A 16,183-nucleotide genomic window follows, 5' to 3' on the forward strand; every position below is an offset into this window, starting at 1 on the left:
ACGCGTCCATGGGAACCGAAAGGGAATGATGGAATGGACACAGCAGGCGGCAAGCGTCTTGCCTTGAATTTGCAAGGGATAACGAAGCGAGTGCGGCCGGGCACGCTGCGGTTAGGCGGTCAAAACCCGCAAGGGGATCGGATTTCTTTTACCAATTATTACATGGAATGGAACGGCAGGCCGTTTTTCGGCATTGCGGGCGAGTTTCATTACTCCCGTTATCCCTATGAGGGATGGGAGGAAGCTCTGTTAAAAATGAAGGCGGCGGGCGTGAATATCGTCGCTACCTACATTTTTTGGATTCATCACGAAGAAGAGGAAGGGCGGTTTTGCTGGGACGGCAATTTGCAGCTGCGCAAATTTATTGAATTGTGCGGCAAGCACGGGCTGCATCTGATTTTGCGGGTCGGGCCATTTTGCCATGGGGAGTGCCGCAATGGAGGGATTCCCGATTGGCTGTACGGCAGACCGTTCGAGGTCCGTTCCAACGATGAGGCTTATCTGGCTTATGTGACCCGGCTCTACAAAGAAATCGGCAAGCAAGCCGAAGGCCTGATGTTCAAGGACGGCGGTCCGGTTATCGGCATCCAGCTGGAAAATGAATATATGCATGCAGGCGCGCCTTGGGAGCATACGAACGGACAGAGCAACGAATTCGTACCGGCCGGCGGAGACGGGGCTGCGCATATGAAAGAACTGAAGCGGCTCGCTTTGGAAGCTGGATTGGTTGCGCCGATTTATACGTCTACCGGTTGGGGCGGGGCGCCTGTGCTGGAGGACGAAGTGCTGCCACTCTATGGAGGTTATGCGTACACGCCCTGGAACGTCAACGAAAATCAGCCCGAGCAGCCGCCGACGACCGAGTTTTTGTTTGCGGACTATCATAACAATGCGCGCCAGGCTCACGGGTTCGAGCCGCCTTACGAGCCGGAAAACTATCCCTATGCCTGCTGCGAGATGGGCGGAGGGATGCAGGCCTGGTATTTGGCGCGGTTTCAGGTGGAACCGGAAAGCGTACAGGCGATGACGCTGCAAAAAATCGCCGGAGGCTGCAATTTTATCGGCTACTACGTCTTCCATGGCGGTACACAGCCCGTAGGCAAGCATGCTTACATGAACGAGAAAACGTGTCCGAAAATTTCCTATGACTATCAGGCGCCGATCGGCGAATTCGGTCAAGTCCGCGAGTCGTACCGCAGGCTGAAGGGGCTGTTCACCTTCCTGCGCAGCTTCGGCGAAACGCTCTGCGATACGGCCACAGTGCTGCCGGACAATGCCGCGCAGCTGACCCCGGCCGATACGGAGCATGTGCGTTATGCGGCCCGTGCGCGCGACGGAGCGGGGTATTTGTTCCTGAACAACTTTCAGGATCATGTGGAGATGAAAGATCATCACGACGTGTCGATTGCGCTGGAGCTGGACCGCGAGACGCTGCGGGTACCCGAATCGGGCGGATTCACGCTGCGGCGGAATGTTTCGGCTATGCTTCCTTTTCATATGGACCTGGACGGCATTCTTTTGAAATATGCGACCGCTCAGCCGCTTACGAAAATCGGGTCGGGAGAAGAGACCGTTTATTTCTTCTTCACGCCTGAAGGCATGGAGGCGGAGTTTGCTTTCGCCGGTCCGGATTTGGCGGGCGTGGAAGCCGATGGCGGCTCGGTGCAGCGTGCGGGGGCGCGGACGTTAGTTCGGTTTGGTCCGGACGGCCAGGGCGTGATCCGTTTGAAAAAAACGGACGGAACCGCCGTGCAGATCAGGCTGCTCACCCATGAGCAGTCGCTGCGGTTGTATGACGTGAGCGTCTGGGGCGAGCACAGATTGATTTTGTCGGAAAGCCCGGTCGCCGTGCTTGACGATCAGCTTCGACTGTTTCACCGTGACGGGGGAACTGTTGAATTCGGCGTGTTTGCAGCGGAACGGCTGACACTTTCCTGCTCTGCCGGCGCGGGAACGCTGACGCCGACAGGGGAGGCGGAAGCGGGATTCGCACGCTACCGCCTGGAGCTTCCGCCGAATCGGCTGGAAGCGGAGGTGCAGTTGATCGGCGGCCGCAAAGCGGTGGTGCGAATTCCCGAATCTGCATGGAGTCTGCCTAACCTGCATGAATGGTTCCTGTCCGTCGAATACGAAGGCGACATCGGCAGCGCTTTTATAGGCGGCAAGCTTGTCGGCGACCATTTCTGGAACGGCGATGCATGGGAGCTTGGATTGACCCGCCTGGAAGCGCAGCTGCATGCTCAGCCGCTTGACGTAGTCGTCGTTCCGGCCCGCCGGGGGACAATCGTAACCAGCGATTCGGCCATGGCCATCCAGCAGACGTTCGTCGGCCAGGAAGTAGCCCAAATCCGCTCCGTTCGCCTCATCCCGGAGGTTTGCCTAACGGTTGCCAAGGGGTAGACGGAGGGCTATTTTCAGCTATGGAGCAATCGCAACTAGATCTCAAACGAATTTCGCTGTGGAGCTTATCCTGGCCGATCGCGGTCGAAATGCTTCTTCAGTTTTTGATGGGAACCGTCGATTCGCTGATGGTCAGCAGTATCGGGGATAACGCGGTTTCGGCGGTTGGGCTTTCCAATCAAGTTATTCAATCCATAATGACGGTATTTTTTCTTATCAATTCAGGAGCGGGTGTCGTAGTCGCCCGGAAATGGGGAGCGGGAAAGACCGCTGAGGCGCGCAGGACGGCATTTATGGCGATCAAAATAAACCTCACCGGCGGTCTGGCGCTCAGCATGCTCCTCTGCATGTTGGCGGAACCTATCGTTCGGCTGATGAACGCCCCCGGCGAAGTGCACGATTACGCCGTTACGTACCTAAGAATCGTCGGCGCCGGGATGTTCGTGACGGTTCTCCATCTCAGCATCTCGTCTTTCATCCGCAGCACGGGGAACACGCGGGGGCCGATGGTCGTTTCCATCGGTATGAATCTGATCCATGCGGCGTCGAATTCCGTATTGATATTCGGTTTGCTCGGCTTTCCGACGCTCGGCATTCTGGGCGTGTCGATCTCGACTCTGGCAAGCCGTTCCGCTGCATTACTATGCTGCATGTGGCTGCTGTATCAGGCGTTCAGGCACGGCATGCGCCGGCTGGACTGGAAAGGCTATGACAGACCGTTAATGAGGGAAATGCTGTCGATTGGCGTGCCTTCGATTTTTACATCGGTATCCTGGGGATTGTCGCAGGTTGTTGTGCTTTCCATTGTGTCCTCGCTTGGTGAGACGCAGCTTGCCTCCTTCACGTATTTGAACGTGATTCAGCAGTTTCCGTGGGTTATCGGTTCCGCGGTCGGCGCTGCCGTGTCCATTCAAGTGGGACAATTGTTCGGAGCCGGGCGGCATGACCTTGTGAGACGCAGCCCTTACCTGGGCGCCAGAGCCGGTATGGCCGCAACGCTCTGCGCCGCTCTGCTCGCCTGGCACTTCGCGCGCACAGCTTTGGGGTGGTTCACCCGGGATGAAGAGGTGATTGCGGCTGCGCTGCCTGTTTTCACATTTTGCCTTGTGTGGCAGCCGCTGCGCATCTGGACCTTCTGTCTGACCAACGCTTTGAATGCCGTCGGCCATGCCAGGTTTGTGGCTGTCATCAGCGTGCTGGGCATGTGGTTGACGACAACCGGAGGCGCATATTTGTTCGGGATTACGGCTGGCTGGGGGATCTACGGCATATTTGCCGCCTATATGATCGACGAAACGTTCCGGGCCGTATTGGCTTGGCGCCGTTGGAAACGCGGCATAACCCAGCCGAAGGAGCAGGGTGCTGCCCCGGCGGTTGGAACATAGAGGAGGGAGCGACGGAGCATGCCTTAAGGGCGTGCCCAGAGCCGATAGCCACAATCTTCCTGGCGATGGTGGTACTGCCGGTGCGGTGTGGTGTGGTGCAGTGCAGTGCGAAGAAAACCTGCAAAAATACATGAATTTGCGCCCTTAATCCGCTGGACACGAACAATTCCTGCAATTGTACAGGCTTTTCAGCGGGGACATGGGCTCAGGTCCGCTTTCAGCGAAAATTCCTGCACTTTTGCAGGATTTTCGCCAAAATAAGCCAATTTCGGAGGGAAAACCTGCACTTTCGCAGGTTTTTTCCTGTCCCGGTTTGTCAAACCGCCTCATGCCCCCCCGCCATGCAGCGGCACCAGCACCAGGACAGGCGCGAGATGGAGAGCACGGCTGTGCCGAACATTGGCGCTTCTTCAGTTCCTCTAAGCCTAACATAGCGCTGTCACTTTCTCGGGCAGCCAGACGGAGCATGCCTTATAGGCATGCTCCGTCTGATTATGCGCCGTCCATGTCGTCGATACGGATTCATTACGATATGATGCGCAAATGGATATTCCGAGGTAGAGAATGAAGTGCCATAATACGTATAACCCATGGATCACCCGCGTAAAAACTATTTTGTGGAAATATGTTAGATTATGGGTTAATATGGAACTTGTATTGAAACTAATGTACTATTTTCATAGTTTTAAATACCTAATAACCAAGTGAAATTGAAAAGGCAAACCTGTTCGAAAGACAGGGACGCAAAGCCACGGGTCTACTTCTATGGGGTGCAAGTCGTCAGACATCCTCAGGAAACGGCAGCCGGGCCGCCAACAGCAGTTGGTTTTTTGTATTGCGGCAAGTAGTGTAATGCGAGGAGGAAGCTAGGTGCAAATACGTGTTGAAACGTCGACGCTGCGAGCGACGGCCAGCGAGCTTCGCACGACCATCGGGACGCTGGAGCGCATCCAAAGCCAGCTCCGCAGCGCAATGAACGGGCTTGCGATGTCCAGCCGGCATCGGTCCGATGTGGATAGCGGCTACCAATCGATTGACCGGATGCTGCAAGAACTGCGCTACGAACTGCAGCAAATCCAGGACTTCACCACGAAAAAAGCGAATCAATTCGATGAGGCGGACGGGAAGAGCAAGGGGTTCAGCATGAGCGGCGCTCTTTCTTTTGTGAAGAATGCCGTCAACAAAGGGTTTAGTTTTCTTTCTCCGATTAGCAACACCGCAAGGTTGATGTCGGCGTTATTTGGCAGCGGCCAAGCCGCCGGGAAGCAATCCAACTTCAAGGAACTGGGATTGACAGCCTTAGAAGCCTACGCGACAATGGTGAATAAGAACGCCAAGCTGATGGATTATTTGGAGGTCCCGAGCACTTTTGTCACGAAATCGCTGGATAGCTTCCAGGAAATCGGGAAGGACATGATAAAAGGATTCGAAGAACGCGCCGCCCACTCCCTGGACTCCCCTGCTGATTTTTTGAATTATGTAACCATGGGTATTCCAAAAGGCATCAACGACGGTCTACAAAATAGGGCAAACAAAATGATGGATTCTCCCTACGATTTTGCCAATTGGCTGAGCATGGGGGCCGTCGAAACGGTCAAGGAGGCATTGGATCCGAAAGAAGCGCTCTCCAAGGAGCATTGGATGGCGAGCTTTGGGCTGGCTTCCATGATCACGGGAGGGACATCGGCGCTTATTTCGAAGGGGAAGCCTGCTTTAGGGAATACGGCCAGAGGAATCGGCGAAGCAGACCAGGGAACTCCTCCGCAAACGATCAAACCGCCTGAGAAGCCACATGAGAGACCAAATGAGAAGCTGCCAGAGGGTGAGGGACGAGGAAATCTTAAATTTAAAAATGTAGGGGAATACTTTGAATATATCAGTGAAATAGGAAAACGAACGGATTTAACTGCTGAACAGAAGTTTGAAAAGATTCATGAAGCGTATGCTGCGTTAGAAGTTAAAGGTGATGTTACAGTTGTCTCTGACATGAAATTCCTGAAGCCTGAAGGATTTGGACCAAACGGCAGAATGATTGTAGATTGGCCAGATAATCTGGGATTTGTAGAAGATTCAATCCAATCTATCAACAGAAAAAATCCTTTGCCAGAACAATGGGATAGAGTTGGGGGGAAGGCTGGGGAGAATTTCACTACTTTACCTAATAACGGTGTACCATTCACTTATGATCAACGTGCAATTCCTTATGTGGAAAATTTAACAGCAAGGCATGAAGGAACTTTCTTAAAGGATTCGTATTTTGATGCCATTGATGCTATCAAGAGTGGAAATCTTGAAGAGTTGAATCGAATTGTAAGTGCAAATGAAAAGAAGCCTGTTTCTAATATTGAGTTTGACAGATTTAAGGCACAATACACAAGTTTCCAGGAAAATGTAAAACAAGCCGTTGGAAATGTGGATGCAACTTATGGATTGAAAGGCACTGCTGCACCATGGACTAGTAGCTCTACAGGTGAGGTATTAATGAATGGTGGGGCAGAGCAAATTGTAACACCGTTGAATGGAGAAATACTGGAGAGAATGGGGATTATACCAAAATATTAGGGGTGTTTGTAATGACTAAGGAAGAGCTTCTAATGAAACTGGAGTCTGAAAAAATCAATATTGGTGAGTATATCATGGTACTTGATAGCATAACAGATGAACCGCTTGTAATGGGCTGTGTCTTTGATAAAGGTATGTGGAAAATTTATGAGACAAGGGAACGTGGAGGTCATTATATCATCAAGGAAATAGATAATGAAAATGAAGCGTTTGATTATTTTTATGAGTTGCTATTAAGTAGACATAACTATTTGACTCAAAATAATTAGAGTCATACTTTAGAGAGTAAGGCCTAAGAGAAATTACAAGAGTGATTTCAACCAATAAAAGCCCCCCTTCTCCACGTTGCGAGTGGAAATGGGGGGTCTTTTGCTTCAGCTTGCGCGGGCAGGCGCTTTGGCGATCGCTCCGCCTGACTTTACACCCGTCGCAGCGGCGCCAAGGTGCCGTCGTGCTCTTCCAGCTCGAGGATGATCGGGCGCTCCTCGGGGTTCACGTTCGGGGCGTGGATGGTGAGCAGCAGCCTGCCCGCAAAATCGCGGAACAGCATGCCGTGGCCGCCATCCTCGCCGAATACGGGCGCTGCGTCGTGCACCCATGGGCCCGTAACGAGCCCGGGCTGCGACCGGGCGAGACCCATCGCGTAGCCTTGGCGGCCTCCGCTCGACCAGAGCATGACAAGCTCTCCGTCTTTCATCCGGTAGAGGAAAGGGCCGTCCGTCACGTATTGCCCCTCCTTGCCGCCGACCGACCATGGCGCCTCCGAGGCGCGGAACAGCAGCACAGGCTCGCCTACAGTTCCCGTCAAATCCCCTTTCAGCCTTATGGCATACATTTCTCCGTCCGTAACCTGCAGCCATTCCCTGCAAAAAATCATCCAAGGCGCGCGCTGCTCATCCAGGAATAAAGTCCCGTCCAAACATTCCCAGTCCTCCGGCGTCACCGGATCTGTCCCATGTGGGACAAAAGGCCCCTCCGGGCTGTCCGATACGAGAATTTGCGTAGCGCGGCACCGGCCTTCGGCTTTGAACGAGGCGAACATATAAAAGCGCCCCTCGTAAATATGAACTTCAGGGGCCCAGTAATGATGATCGGACCAGAAGCTTTCGTCCGGGCGGAAAACGGCCTTCGGCCCGTCCCAATGAACAAGGTCGGTGCTGGTGTAAACATCGAAGCCGTGCGGCTTTACCGACCAGGCGGTAAGGCCGGCGGTTCCGTACAAGTAATAAACGCCTTCCTGCGGAACGGGCAAAATAAAAGGATCTCTGAAATTGATTTGCGAAAGTGGAAGTGAAGTCATGCGCTATGGCCTCCATAATCAAATATATGTCTAGCTAATTATAGTAAAAAATATGAGATAAAATAAGAGCGGATTTATATCGAAACTGAATAGAACTTTCGAACTACATATGCTATGATTATATAGAACTAGATATTTGTCGAAAGAACGACCGAAATGGGAGAGGATTTCATGTCAGCCGCAAGACAGGAGTTAATTGATGAATTTTTCCAAATGATTCGCAAATTGAATCGTACGGGAACAGATATTCATCATGTCAGAGACTTTTTCTGGAAAGTTTCGGGGCTTCGTTCCTTCGTACCTCCGACCGTTGAGTTTATGACGGTTTTGAAAAATTACAATGCCGTTTTGTTCCATGAATTTAAAACTTCGCTGGTGCCGAACTCCAGTATGCATATTCTGGCCGGTCTCCACATGGAAGCCGGGGCAGCACTGATCAGCTTGGGGATTACCACCGTGGAAGAACTCGAGACGGCTGTCAGGGGCTCGGGCAAGTCCGCCAAGTCGGTGAAATCGTGTAGAGCCGTTTAACCGTCATCCAATGAAAAACCTCCAAAACCACTGAAGCGAGTGGAGTTTGGAGGTTTTTTATTTTGCCTTAATCCCCGTTTTGCTGCTGCAGGGCGGCCCGGAGTTTATCGGCGAGGCTGTTGCCTACGCCCGAATTGTCGGAGTACTGCTCGATCAGCTGGCGGTTCGCCTTGGCCGCTGCCCGCCGGCCGCCGCCACCGCCGCCGTTTTCGTTCTCCAGCTTCTCGACCACGTTGCAGGGGCGGCATTGAAAATATTTTCCGGCCTTGCCCGTATGAATTTCCATCTTTTTGTGGCACTGCGGGCAGCGCCGGTTGGACAACTGCCCGTCAGCCTCGCGCCTGTAGGAGCATTCCCGGCTGGAGCAGGCGAGATAGCGCCCGCGTTTGCCCTTGATTTCCTGCAGCAGCTCGCCGCAATCGGGACATTTGCTGTGCGTAAGATTGTGCGGCTTGTAAGCCGCGGAGCTCCGCTTGATTTCGCCGACCAGTTCGGCAGCTTTGGCGCGAATACCGCTCAGGAACTGGTCCATGCTGCCCTGGCCTTTGGCGATCCGCTCCAGCTCCAGCTCCCACCCGGCGGTCAGCTCGGGGGAGCGCAGCTCTTCGGAGGCGAGCTCGATCAATTGGACTCCTTTGCCCGTCGGCAGCAGGAGCGAGCCTTGGCGTTCGATGGTGTCCGAGGACACCAGCTTTTCGATAATATCGGCCCGCGTAGCGGGCGTTCCGAGATTGTGCTTTTCCATCTGCGACAGCAGCGCAGCTTCCGTGTAGCGGCCGGGCGGCTTCGTCTGCCTGGCGAGCTGGCGGCTGCTCCTGACGTCCAGCACGTCGCCGGATTTGACCTGCGGCAGCAGTTGGGCCGTCTCCTCCTCGGCCTCGGCGTCATCGCGGTCCGGGTCGGAGAAGTCCGCTGCGCCGTACACTTCTTTCCAGCCCGCCTGCTTGATGACTTTGCCCGAAGCATACAGCTTCTCGCCGGCGATTTCCAGAGTCAGCCGGGTTTCGTCATATTTGCACGGCTCGTGGAACAGCGCCAGAAATCTTCGCACGATCAGGTCGTAGAGACGCCTTTCGTCCGCGCTCAGCGCCGCCAGCGAGACCGTTTCTCCGGTAGGAATGATCGCGTGATGGTCGCTGACCTTGCTGTCGTCGACGATCCGTTTCGTTATTTTCAGCGGCTTCCGGATAAACGGGGCGGCCAGAGCGGCATACGGGCCGATGGCGGTTCCCTTAAGCCTTCCCGGCAGCGTCGCGGCCATGTCGGAAGTCAAGTAACGCGAGTCCGTCCGCGGATAAGTGACGATTTTGTACTGCTCGTACAGCCTTTGCAGCACATTCGAAGTCTGCTTGGCGGAAAAGCCGAATTTGCGGTTGGCGTCGCGCTGCAATTCCGTCAAATCGTACGCGAGCGGATGCGGAATCTGCTTCTCGGTCTGCTGGACAGCGGCGATCGTCGCCTTCTGGCCTTGCAGCTTCGCTTTCAGCGCGTCCGCCCGCTCGCGGTCAAAAATGCGCGTATCGCCGGTCTTCGGATCCCTCCACAGCGCGCGGAAAGAGCCGAAATCGGCCTCGATCAGCCAGTAATCGACGGAGCGGAACTCGCGAATCTCCGTTTCGCGGCGCATCAGCGTCGCGAGCGTCGGCGTCTGCACGCGGCCGGCCGACAAAGAGGCGTTGAACTTGCTCGTCAACGCCCGGGTCACATTGAGGCCGATCAGCCAATCGGCCTCCGAACGGCACACGGCTGATTGATACAGCCGGTTGTAGTCGGTGCCGGGCTTCAGCCGGGCGAAGCCCTCGCGGATCGCCTGATCCGTCTGCGACGAAATCCAAAGCCGCTTGAACGGCTTTTTCCAACGGATCAGCTCCATAATCCAGCGGGCGACGAGCTCGCCTTCGCGCCCCGCGTCGGTGGCGATGACCAGCTCCGCGAGGTCCGGCCGTTTGCTGAGCTGCTCGATCGCACGGTATTGGTGCGACGTTTCCTTGATGACCTTGAGCTTCATGCGCTCGGGTATAATGGGCAGATCTTCCAGGTTCCACGTTTTATAGCGCGGATCGTAGTCGTCAGGCTCTGCGAGCGTGACCAAATGCCCGAGCGCCCACGTTACGACGTATTTGGGACCTTCATGGTGGTGTTTGTGCTTTTGATTGCAGCCGAGCACGCGGGCGATTTCCTTCGCTACGCTGGGCTTTTCGGCCAATACTAATATTTTCATATAAATAGGCGACCTCATCTCACTTTTATTCTGGCAAAACTAGACATGAAATACGAGCGACCAGACCTGCTTGCCGATCAGCAGTACCGTAACCAGCACGAACAGCGGCTTGACGAAGGTGCTGCCCTTGCGAATGGCCACCTGGGAGCCGACGAGCGCTCCTGCGATCATGGCGATGCCCATCGGCAGACCGTAATAAATATTGACGGATTTCATCAGGAAAAAGGTGCCCAGGCTCGCGATATTGCTGGCCAGGTTCAGCATCTTGGCGTTCGCGGACGCGCCGACGAAATCAAAGCCGACCATCAGGAACAGGAAGATCAGGAACGAACCCGTGCCCGGACCGAAAAAGCCGTCGTAAAAGCCGATGACGAAAGCCCCGGCAGTGAGCAGCAGCGTTGTTTTCGGCGTCAGCCCGGCGAATGTCGAGGCGGCGCCCCAATTTTTTTTGAAGAGCGTATACAGCGTAACGGCAATGAGCATGCCGACGACAAGCGGTTTTAAAAAGTCGGACGGAATTTGCTTGACGGTGTAGCTGCCTAATATGGCGCCGGCAAAAGATAGCGGGAATAGCGCCAGCGTCAGCCGCATATGAATCTTTTTGGACATTAAAAAAGAGCCTGTGCTCGCCAGGGAGGACATCGTGCCGCCCAATTTATTGGTTCCGAGGCCGAAAACGGGCGGAAGCCCGGCGAAGAGCAGGGCAGGCAGGGAGATCAATCCGCCGCCGCCGACGACGGAATCGATGAAAGCGGCGAGAAAGCCGACGACAATAAGAAACAAGAGCATGTGCAAAGTTGGAAAATCCATCATAAGTATTCAGGCTCCTTAGTGTGCGATACAAGTTAGCATAAGCCAAAATGGGGCCATTTTCAATGGAGTATCGTTGACAGTGGGAGGGGGCGGAAGTACAATGGGGCTATAAACGCGCGTTCACGAAAGCGAGGCAATAGTCATTGAAAAAGACGGAAACCAATAGCGAAGAAATCGCGAAGCTGGCCGGCGTTTCCCGGAGCACAGTCAGCAGAGTCATTAATAACTATTCCAACGTGCCCGAGAAGACGCGCGCCAAAGTCATGAAGATTATCGAGCAGCATAATTATTTCCCGAATTTGTCGGCCCGGGTGCTGGCCGGGAAGAAGACGAGAACGATCGGCTTGTTTTTCATCGATTCCGGCCATGTGGCGGGAGACATGCTCAGCAATTTAATGATTGCGAGCATTATCGAATACGCCTCGTCGTTCGACTATTACGTTTTGACGAATATTATCCGCAATCCGAAGGACCCGAAGCAGGCGTCGCGCATTAAAGAGACGTTCTTTCAGAGGCGCATCGACGGCGGCATATTCATAGGCGCGGCCAATGATGAGCCGGTTATCGAAGAGCTCATAGCGGAAGGATTCATGGTAGCGATCTTCGACCAAAACCTGCCGGGACGCAATGAACCGAACCGCGTTGTCGTCAACTTCGATTACGATGAAAGCGTCAATGCCGCGGTCGATTATCTGGTCGGTTTGAATCATACGAAAATCGGCATTATCAACGGAGATATGAGGCGCTATGCGGGCCCGTCCAAATATCAGGCTTTTCTGAACGCCATGAGCCGGCACCGTTTGACCGTTGAAGCCGGGTGGGTGCTGCCCGGCGATTTTAATGAAACGAGCGGATTTCAGGCCGTTCAGCAGCTGCTGGCGCAAACGCCGGAGCTGCCTACGGCGCTTGTTGCCGCTAATGACAGCGTCGCGTTCGGGGCCGTACGCGCCCTGCAGCAAGCCGGGATCAACGTGCCGGGGGATATCTCGGTAATCGGTTTTGACGACCATGCGCTGAGCGCCCGTTTTCAGCCGGGACTGACGACGTTCCGCATGGATTTTGAGTCGATGATGCTCAAATTGACGCAGCTGCTGATTGAAAATATCGAGCATGGAGCCAAAGATTTCAACAAGGTGCTGATTCAATCCAAATTAGTTGTCAGGGACTCGTGCAAGCCGCTCTGACATACGTGTTTACAAAAAAACGCGCAAAGGGAGATCGGACATGGACAATAACATTTTGGGAACGAAAGTTATCGCGCAAATCGGGCTGCTGGTTCACGACATTGACAAGACGAGCCAGACGTATGCGGATTTTTTCGGCGTGGAGAAGCCGAAGTGGTTTTGGACGGATACGGTTGACGTTACGCAAGCCGAATATCGGGGAGAACGGATGGAAGCAAGATGCAAGCTGGCTTTTTTCGACATGGGCTCGCTGCAGCTTGAGCTGATCGAACCGGATGAAAAGCCGAGCGTATGGCGCGACTGGCTCGACAGAGACGGCGAAGGCTTCCATCACATCGCTTTTATTATCGACGGCATGAAAGAGAAAATCGCGCTCATGGAGCGGAGCGGGATGCCGCTGCTGCAAAAAGGCGAGTACACCGGCGGGCGCTATGCCTACCTGGACAGCGTGCCGCAGCTGAAGCTGATGATCGAATTGCTGGAGAACGATAAAAAATAATAGTCAAACCGCCGAACCTGGAAGTATCATTAAGAGAAGAAAGCAGGCTGATAAAGCGGGGGGATTCCTTTGAATATTTTCATTACAGGCGCGAATCGCGGCCTGGGCTTCGCGTTGGCGGAGCTTTGTGCGGAGCGGGGGCACACGGTGTATGCGGGCGTCCGCGATCTGGAATCGGCCGCTGATTTGAAAGCGCTTCATGGACGATGCCCGGAACGGGTCATACCGGTCGCGCTTCATGTCACCGAGGAAGCGTCCGTGGCCGCCGCCGCGCAAGCTTTGCGCGAAAGCGGAGCGGCGCTCGACGCGATTGTCAACAACGCGGCGATTTTGCTGGGCCGTTCCGCCGCGATCGAAGAGCTGGAGATGTCCGACGTTGCCGACTCGTTTGCCGTTAACTTGTTCGGCCCGCTGCTTGTGGCCAAGCACTTTTTGCCGCTTGTCGCCAAAGGCGCGCAGGCGAGGGTCGTCAACATCAGCTCCGAAGCGGGCAGCATGGCCGGAGCTTACGGGGGCGACTACCCGTATGCGCTGTCGAAAGCCGCGCTCAATTATTTTTCGCTGCAGTTGAGACGCTATTTGCAGGAGGATGGGGTGCGGGTATTCGCGGTCCATCCGGGATGGATTCGGACGGATATGGGCGGCGAGTCCGCTCCGGGCGATCCGGCCGCCGCGGCCGCAGGCATTCTCGGCCTGCTGGACGGCACGACAGCGGTCGCGCACGATGCCGTGTTCGTCGATCATGCCGGACGGCCCATGCCGCTCTAACGAATACGGATACGCATACGAGGAGGACTATATGAGTCGGATTGTTGCCGTCGTAGGAGATTACTATCACCCGCAAGAGCCGATCAGGCGCGCACTTCTGTCCGCTTTGCAGCCGCAGCTGCAAGACGGTTCCCTGCAGATCGATTTTTGCGGCGAGGATGAGCTGGCCGGCGCCCTGCGGGATAACCCGGATGCGGTCGTTCTTTTCAAAGAGGACAGGCTGAACCCGCAGGACGACGAGGTGAACAACTGGATGACGGAAGAGACGGCCGCTGCCGTCGTTCGCTACGTGGAAGCGGGAGGAGGCTGGCTGGCCTGGCATTCCGGACTGGCCTCCTACCCGGTCGAAGGCGCTTATGTCCGCATGCTTCGCGGCTATTTCGAATACCATCCGGAGCGGCACAGCGCCGTTACATATACCCGGACAGGCGGCGGGGACGAGCGGGATTCGTCCTTTACGTTCGCCGACGAGCATTATTTCGTTCACTGCGACCGGGAGCGCACCGAAGTGTTTTTGCTGTCCGCCTCGAAGGACGGCGCGTCGGTTGCCGGCTGGAAGCACGAATCGGGCCGCGGCCGGGTATGCTGCCTGACTCCCGCCCATACGGAAGCCGGCTTGAACGACCCTGCCGCGCTGCGGCTGCTGGCTGCCTGCATCGGATGGTGCCGCGGCGAATAGCCGGGAAAAACGAAGAAAAACAAACCCCATACCGAAAGAAGCAGAAGCGCTTCTCTCTGGCGGGGTATTTTTTTTGCGTAAATTGTCGGAATTTAGGAGACACGTATCCTTTTTTCACCAAGAAATGAGCTATAATGAAAGGATTAAGACAAAAGAGAGGGACAGCGCTTTGATCCGACGAATGAATTCGTTTTTTGTAAATAAAACCATTAAGCAAAGGTTTCAGCTGTGGATAGGAACCGTTATTGTTGCTTTAGGCTTCGCTATCATTCTATCTTTTTATTTTACCGAAAAAAAGGACCGGCTGTCCGAGACCAGAAGCCAGTTGAAGCAAATCGTAGCTTTTCAAAGTTTGTACATAGAACAGTGGAGCCAGGAGCGGATGGATACGATCAAAAGGTTCGCTCTTTCCGATAACGCCAGAAATAACCGAATTGCCCAACTGAATAATGAGATTTTAGCTTACGCACGCGTTCATACCGATTTTGAAAACATCGCTTACGTGGACAAGGACGGCTTCTTCAGGTCGGTGGCGAATCCGGGCCAATCGATCTATTTGGGGGACCGGGAATATTTTGCGGCGGCGCTGGAGAACAAAGATTTCATCACCGGCGTGTTGAGGTCGAAAGCGGACGGAAAAGATATCATCACTTTTTCATCGCCGGTGCTTGACGCGAACGGGAAATTTGCCGGGGCCATCATCGGAACCGTGACGATCGAACTGTTGGACACATTGATGAAGCAGCTAAGCTTCGGCCAGACGGGGGAAGTTTATATTTTGGACAAGCGCAGCAGAATCGTCACGACTTCAGAAACGGACAAAGCCGAAACAAGTCTGCTGATGGATACGGAACTTTTGCGCCAGGCTCAAAATAACGGGCAAGTGACCGAGGCGTATACAGGCTTTCACGGGCAAAAAGTGTACGGCCAATATCAATGGACGCCAGGCAAAAACTGGATCGTCGTCAGTGAAATTACCGAAAACGAAGTGTTTGAAAAGCTGGACCAGCTCCTGATCACCGTCATCTGCATCACCTTGATCGCTCTCGTTCTCAGCTTCGCGGCAACCGTTAACGTCGTATCCCGATTGGAGAGGCCGATCGGCTACTTGCTGAAGGGCACGAAAATCATACAAAACGGGAATTACGATTACTACATCAATCCCGACAATATCAAAGAGGCGCCGATCGAACTCCGGCAGCTTTGCAATACGTACAATTTGATGGCCAGCAAGCTCAAAGCCAATATCACGCTTTTGGAGCATTCCGCGCTTGTCGATCAGCTGACGGAAATTTTCAATCGCCGCTATATGATGCTGGAGGGCGGCAACCGGCTGAGCGCATGCATCGCGTCGGGGCAAAACTGCTCGGCCATTATGGTCGACATCGATCATTTCAAAAAAATAAACGACACGTACGGACATCCGGTCGGAGACCGCGTGCTGCGCCATGTAGCGCTGCTGCTCAGCCGGTACGCCGGCGACGATACGATTGTCGCCCGCTACGGCGGCGAGGAGTTTATCGTGCTGGCGCTGAATCGAAATACGGAAGACAGCCGAAAGCTGGCTGAAAGCTTGAGAATGCGCATCATGAACGAGCCGTTCGAGGAAGACCGATTGGCTGTTCCGATCACGGCCAGCATGGGCATTGCCGGATATGCCGCGCAGCCGGAAACCGCCTTGGCGGCGCTGGAGGATATGGTGGCCCGCGCGGATCATGCGCTGTACAGGGCGAAAGCGGGCGGCCGCAACCGGGTGGAGCTGGCGCTGTAAATTTGTTGGTCGGAATATCGGAAGTTTCGTGTATAATAGGCAGAGAGTCGTCACAATTACCATTTTTAGG

13 protein-coding genes and 1 riboswitch are annotated in these 16,183 nt (G+C 54.4%); of the genes, 10 read left to right on the forward strand and 3 right to left on the reverse strand.

The window, feature by feature from the left end; all coding sequences use genetic code 11:
* Nucleotides 1-33: 33 nt before the first annotated feature.
* The 4 genes from AC0LWT_RS31230 to AC0LWT_RS31245 all read left to right on the forward strand — a co-directional run bounded on the left by AC0LWT_RS31230 (nt 34) and on the right by AC0LWT_RS31245 (nt 6,616).
* Complete coding sequence (locus AC0LWT_RS31230) at nt 34-2,400, forward strand: beta-galactosidase (RefSeq protein ID WP_474685197.1); 2,367 nt, start codon at nt 34-36, stop codon at nt 2,398-2,400.
* A 20-nt stretch (nt 2,401-2,420) separates the two neighbouring features.
* Nucleotides 2,421-3,785 (forward strand): MATE family efflux transporter, encoded by a 1,365-nt coding sequence (locus AC0LWT_RS31235; RefSeq protein WP_474685198.1) that lies wholly within the window; start codon nt 2,421-2,423, stop codon nt 3,783-3,785.
* A 707-nt stretch (nt 3,786-4,492) separates the two neighbouring features.
* Nucleotides 4,493-4,602: riboswitch (cyclic di-GMP riboswitch) on the forward strand.
* 53 nt (nt 4,603-4,655) lie between these two features.
* A complete protein-coding gene (locus tag AC0LWT_RS31240; protein WP_474685199.1) occupies nt 4,656-6,347 on the forward strand; it encodes a WXG100 family type VII secretion target in 1,692 nt (563 codons plus the stop codon).
* An 11-nt stretch (nt 6,348-6,358) separates the two neighbouring features.
* Nucleotides 6,359-6,616 (forward strand): hypothetical protein, encoded by a 258-nt coding sequence (locus AC0LWT_RS31245; RefSeq protein ID WP_474685200.1) that lies wholly within the window; start codon nt 6,359-6,361, stop codon nt 6,614-6,616.
* Between the two features lie 149 nt (nt 6,617-6,765).
* On the opposite strand, the gene AC0LWT_RS31250 is transcribed toward AC0LWT_RS31245, so the two are convergent.
* Nucleotides 6,766-7,647 (reverse strand): glycoside hydrolase family 43 protein, encoded by an 882-nt coding sequence (locus AC0LWT_RS31250; RefSeq protein WP_474685201.1) that lies wholly within the window; start codon nt 7,645-7,647, stop codon nt 6,766-6,768.
* Nucleotides 7,648-7,818: 171 nt separating this feature from the next.
* Here AC0LWT_RS31250 and AC0LWT_RS31255 point away from each other — a divergent pair, with 171 nt between their 5' ends.
* Entirely contained in the window at nt 7,819-8,178 is a 360-nt protein-coding gene (locus AC0LWT_RS31255) for a hypothetical protein (RefSeq protein WP_474685202.1), read from the forward strand.
* A 67-nt stretch (nt 8,179-8,245) separates the two neighbouring features.
* Here the strand turns inward: AC0LWT_RS31255 and AC0LWT_RS31260 are convergent, their stop codons facing one another.
* A complete protein-coding gene (locus tag AC0LWT_RS31260; RefSeq protein WP_474685203.1) occupies nt 8,246-10,399 on the reverse strand; it encodes a DNA topoisomerase III in 2,154 nt (717 codons plus the stop codon).
* Between the two features lie 39 nt (nt 10,400-10,438).
* A complete protein-coding gene (locus AC0LWT_RS31265; protein WP_474685275.1) occupies nt 10,439-11,209 on the reverse strand; it encodes a TSUP family transporter in 771 nt (256 codons plus the stop codon).
* A 146-nt stretch (nt 11,210-11,355) separates the two neighbouring features.
* Between AC0LWT_RS31265 and AC0LWT_RS31270 the strand changes: the two genes are divergently transcribed.
* From AC0LWT_RS31270 to AC0LWT_RS31290, 5 genes are all read left to right on the forward strand, one after another.
* Nucleotides 11,356-12,396 carry a LacI family DNA-binding transcriptional regulator gene (locus tag AC0LWT_RS31270; RefSeq protein ID WP_474685204.1) on the forward strand — a complete coding sequence of 347 codons (1,041 nt, stop codon included), beginning with the start codon at nt 11,356-11,358 and terminating at the stop codon, nt 12,394-12,396.
* Between the two features lie 40 nt (nt 12,397-12,436).
* On the forward strand, nt 12,437-12,895 hold the full coding sequence (locus AC0LWT_RS31275; protein ID WP_474685205.1) for a VOC family protein: 459 nt from the start codon (nt 12,437-12,439) through the stop codon (nt 12,893-12,895).
* A 69-nt stretch (nt 12,896-12,964) separates the two neighbouring features.
* Complete coding sequence (locus AC0LWT_RS31280) at nt 12,965-13,663, forward strand: SDR family NAD(P)-dependent oxidoreductase (protein WP_474685206.1); 699 nt, start codon at nt 12,965-12,967, stop codon at nt 13,661-13,663.
* Nucleotides 13,664-13,694: 31 nt separating this feature from the next.
* Nucleotides 13,695-14,342: a ThuA domain-containing protein gene (locus tag AC0LWT_RS31285; protein WP_474685207.1), complete on the forward strand. Its 648-nt coding sequence runs from the start codon at nt 13,695-13,697 to the stop codon at nt 14,340-14,342.
* A gap of 169 nt (nt 14,343-14,511) precedes the next feature.
* Nucleotides 14,512-16,113 carry a diguanylate cyclase gene (locus AC0LWT_RS31290; RefSeq protein ID WP_474685208.1) on the forward strand — a complete coding sequence of 534 codons (1,602 nt, stop codon included), beginning with the start codon at nt 14,512-14,514 and terminating at the stop codon, nt 16,111-16,113.
* The last annotated feature ends 70 nt before the right edge of the window (nt 16,114-16,183 follow it).

The organism is Paenibacillus sp. sgz302164, from assembly GCF_056120505.1.

Coding starts and splice junctions, on each gene's coding strand:
- AC0LWT_RS31235 (WP_474685198.1), top strand. CDS start 2,421: ATGGAGCAATCGCAACTAGATCTCAAACGAATTTCGCTGTGGAGCTTA.
- AC0LWT_RS31275 (WP_474685205.1), top strand. CDS start 12,437: ATGGACAATAACATTTTGGGAACGAAAGTTATCGCGCAAATCGGGCTG.
- AC0LWT_RS31245 (WP_474685200.1), top strand. CDS start 6,359: ATGACTAAGGAAGAGCTTCTAATGAAACTGGAGTCTGAAAAAATCAAT.
- AC0LWT_RS31230 (WP_474685197.1), top strand. CDS start 34: ATGGACACAGCAGGCGGCAAGCGTCTTGCCTTGAATTTGCAAGGGATA.
- AC0LWT_RS31260 (WP_474685203.1), bottom strand. CDS start 10,399: ATGAAAATATTAGTATTGGCCGAAAAGCCCAGCGTAGCGAAGGAAATC.
- AC0LWT_RS31255 (WP_474685202.1), top strand. CDS start 7,819: ATGTCAGCCGCAAGACAGGAGTTAATTGATGAATTTTTCCAAATGATT.
- AC0LWT_RS31285 (WP_474685207.1), top strand. CDS start 13,695: ATGAGTCGGATTGTTGCCGTCGTAGGAGATTACTATCACCCGCAAGAG.
- AC0LWT_RS31250 (WP_474685201.1), bottom strand. CDS start 7,647: ATGACTTCACTTCCACTTTCGCAAATCAATTTCAGAGATCCTTTTATT.
- AC0LWT_RS31265 (WP_474685275.1), bottom strand. CDS start 11,209: ATGGATTTTCCAACTTTGCACATGCTCTTGTTTCTTATTGTCGTCGGC.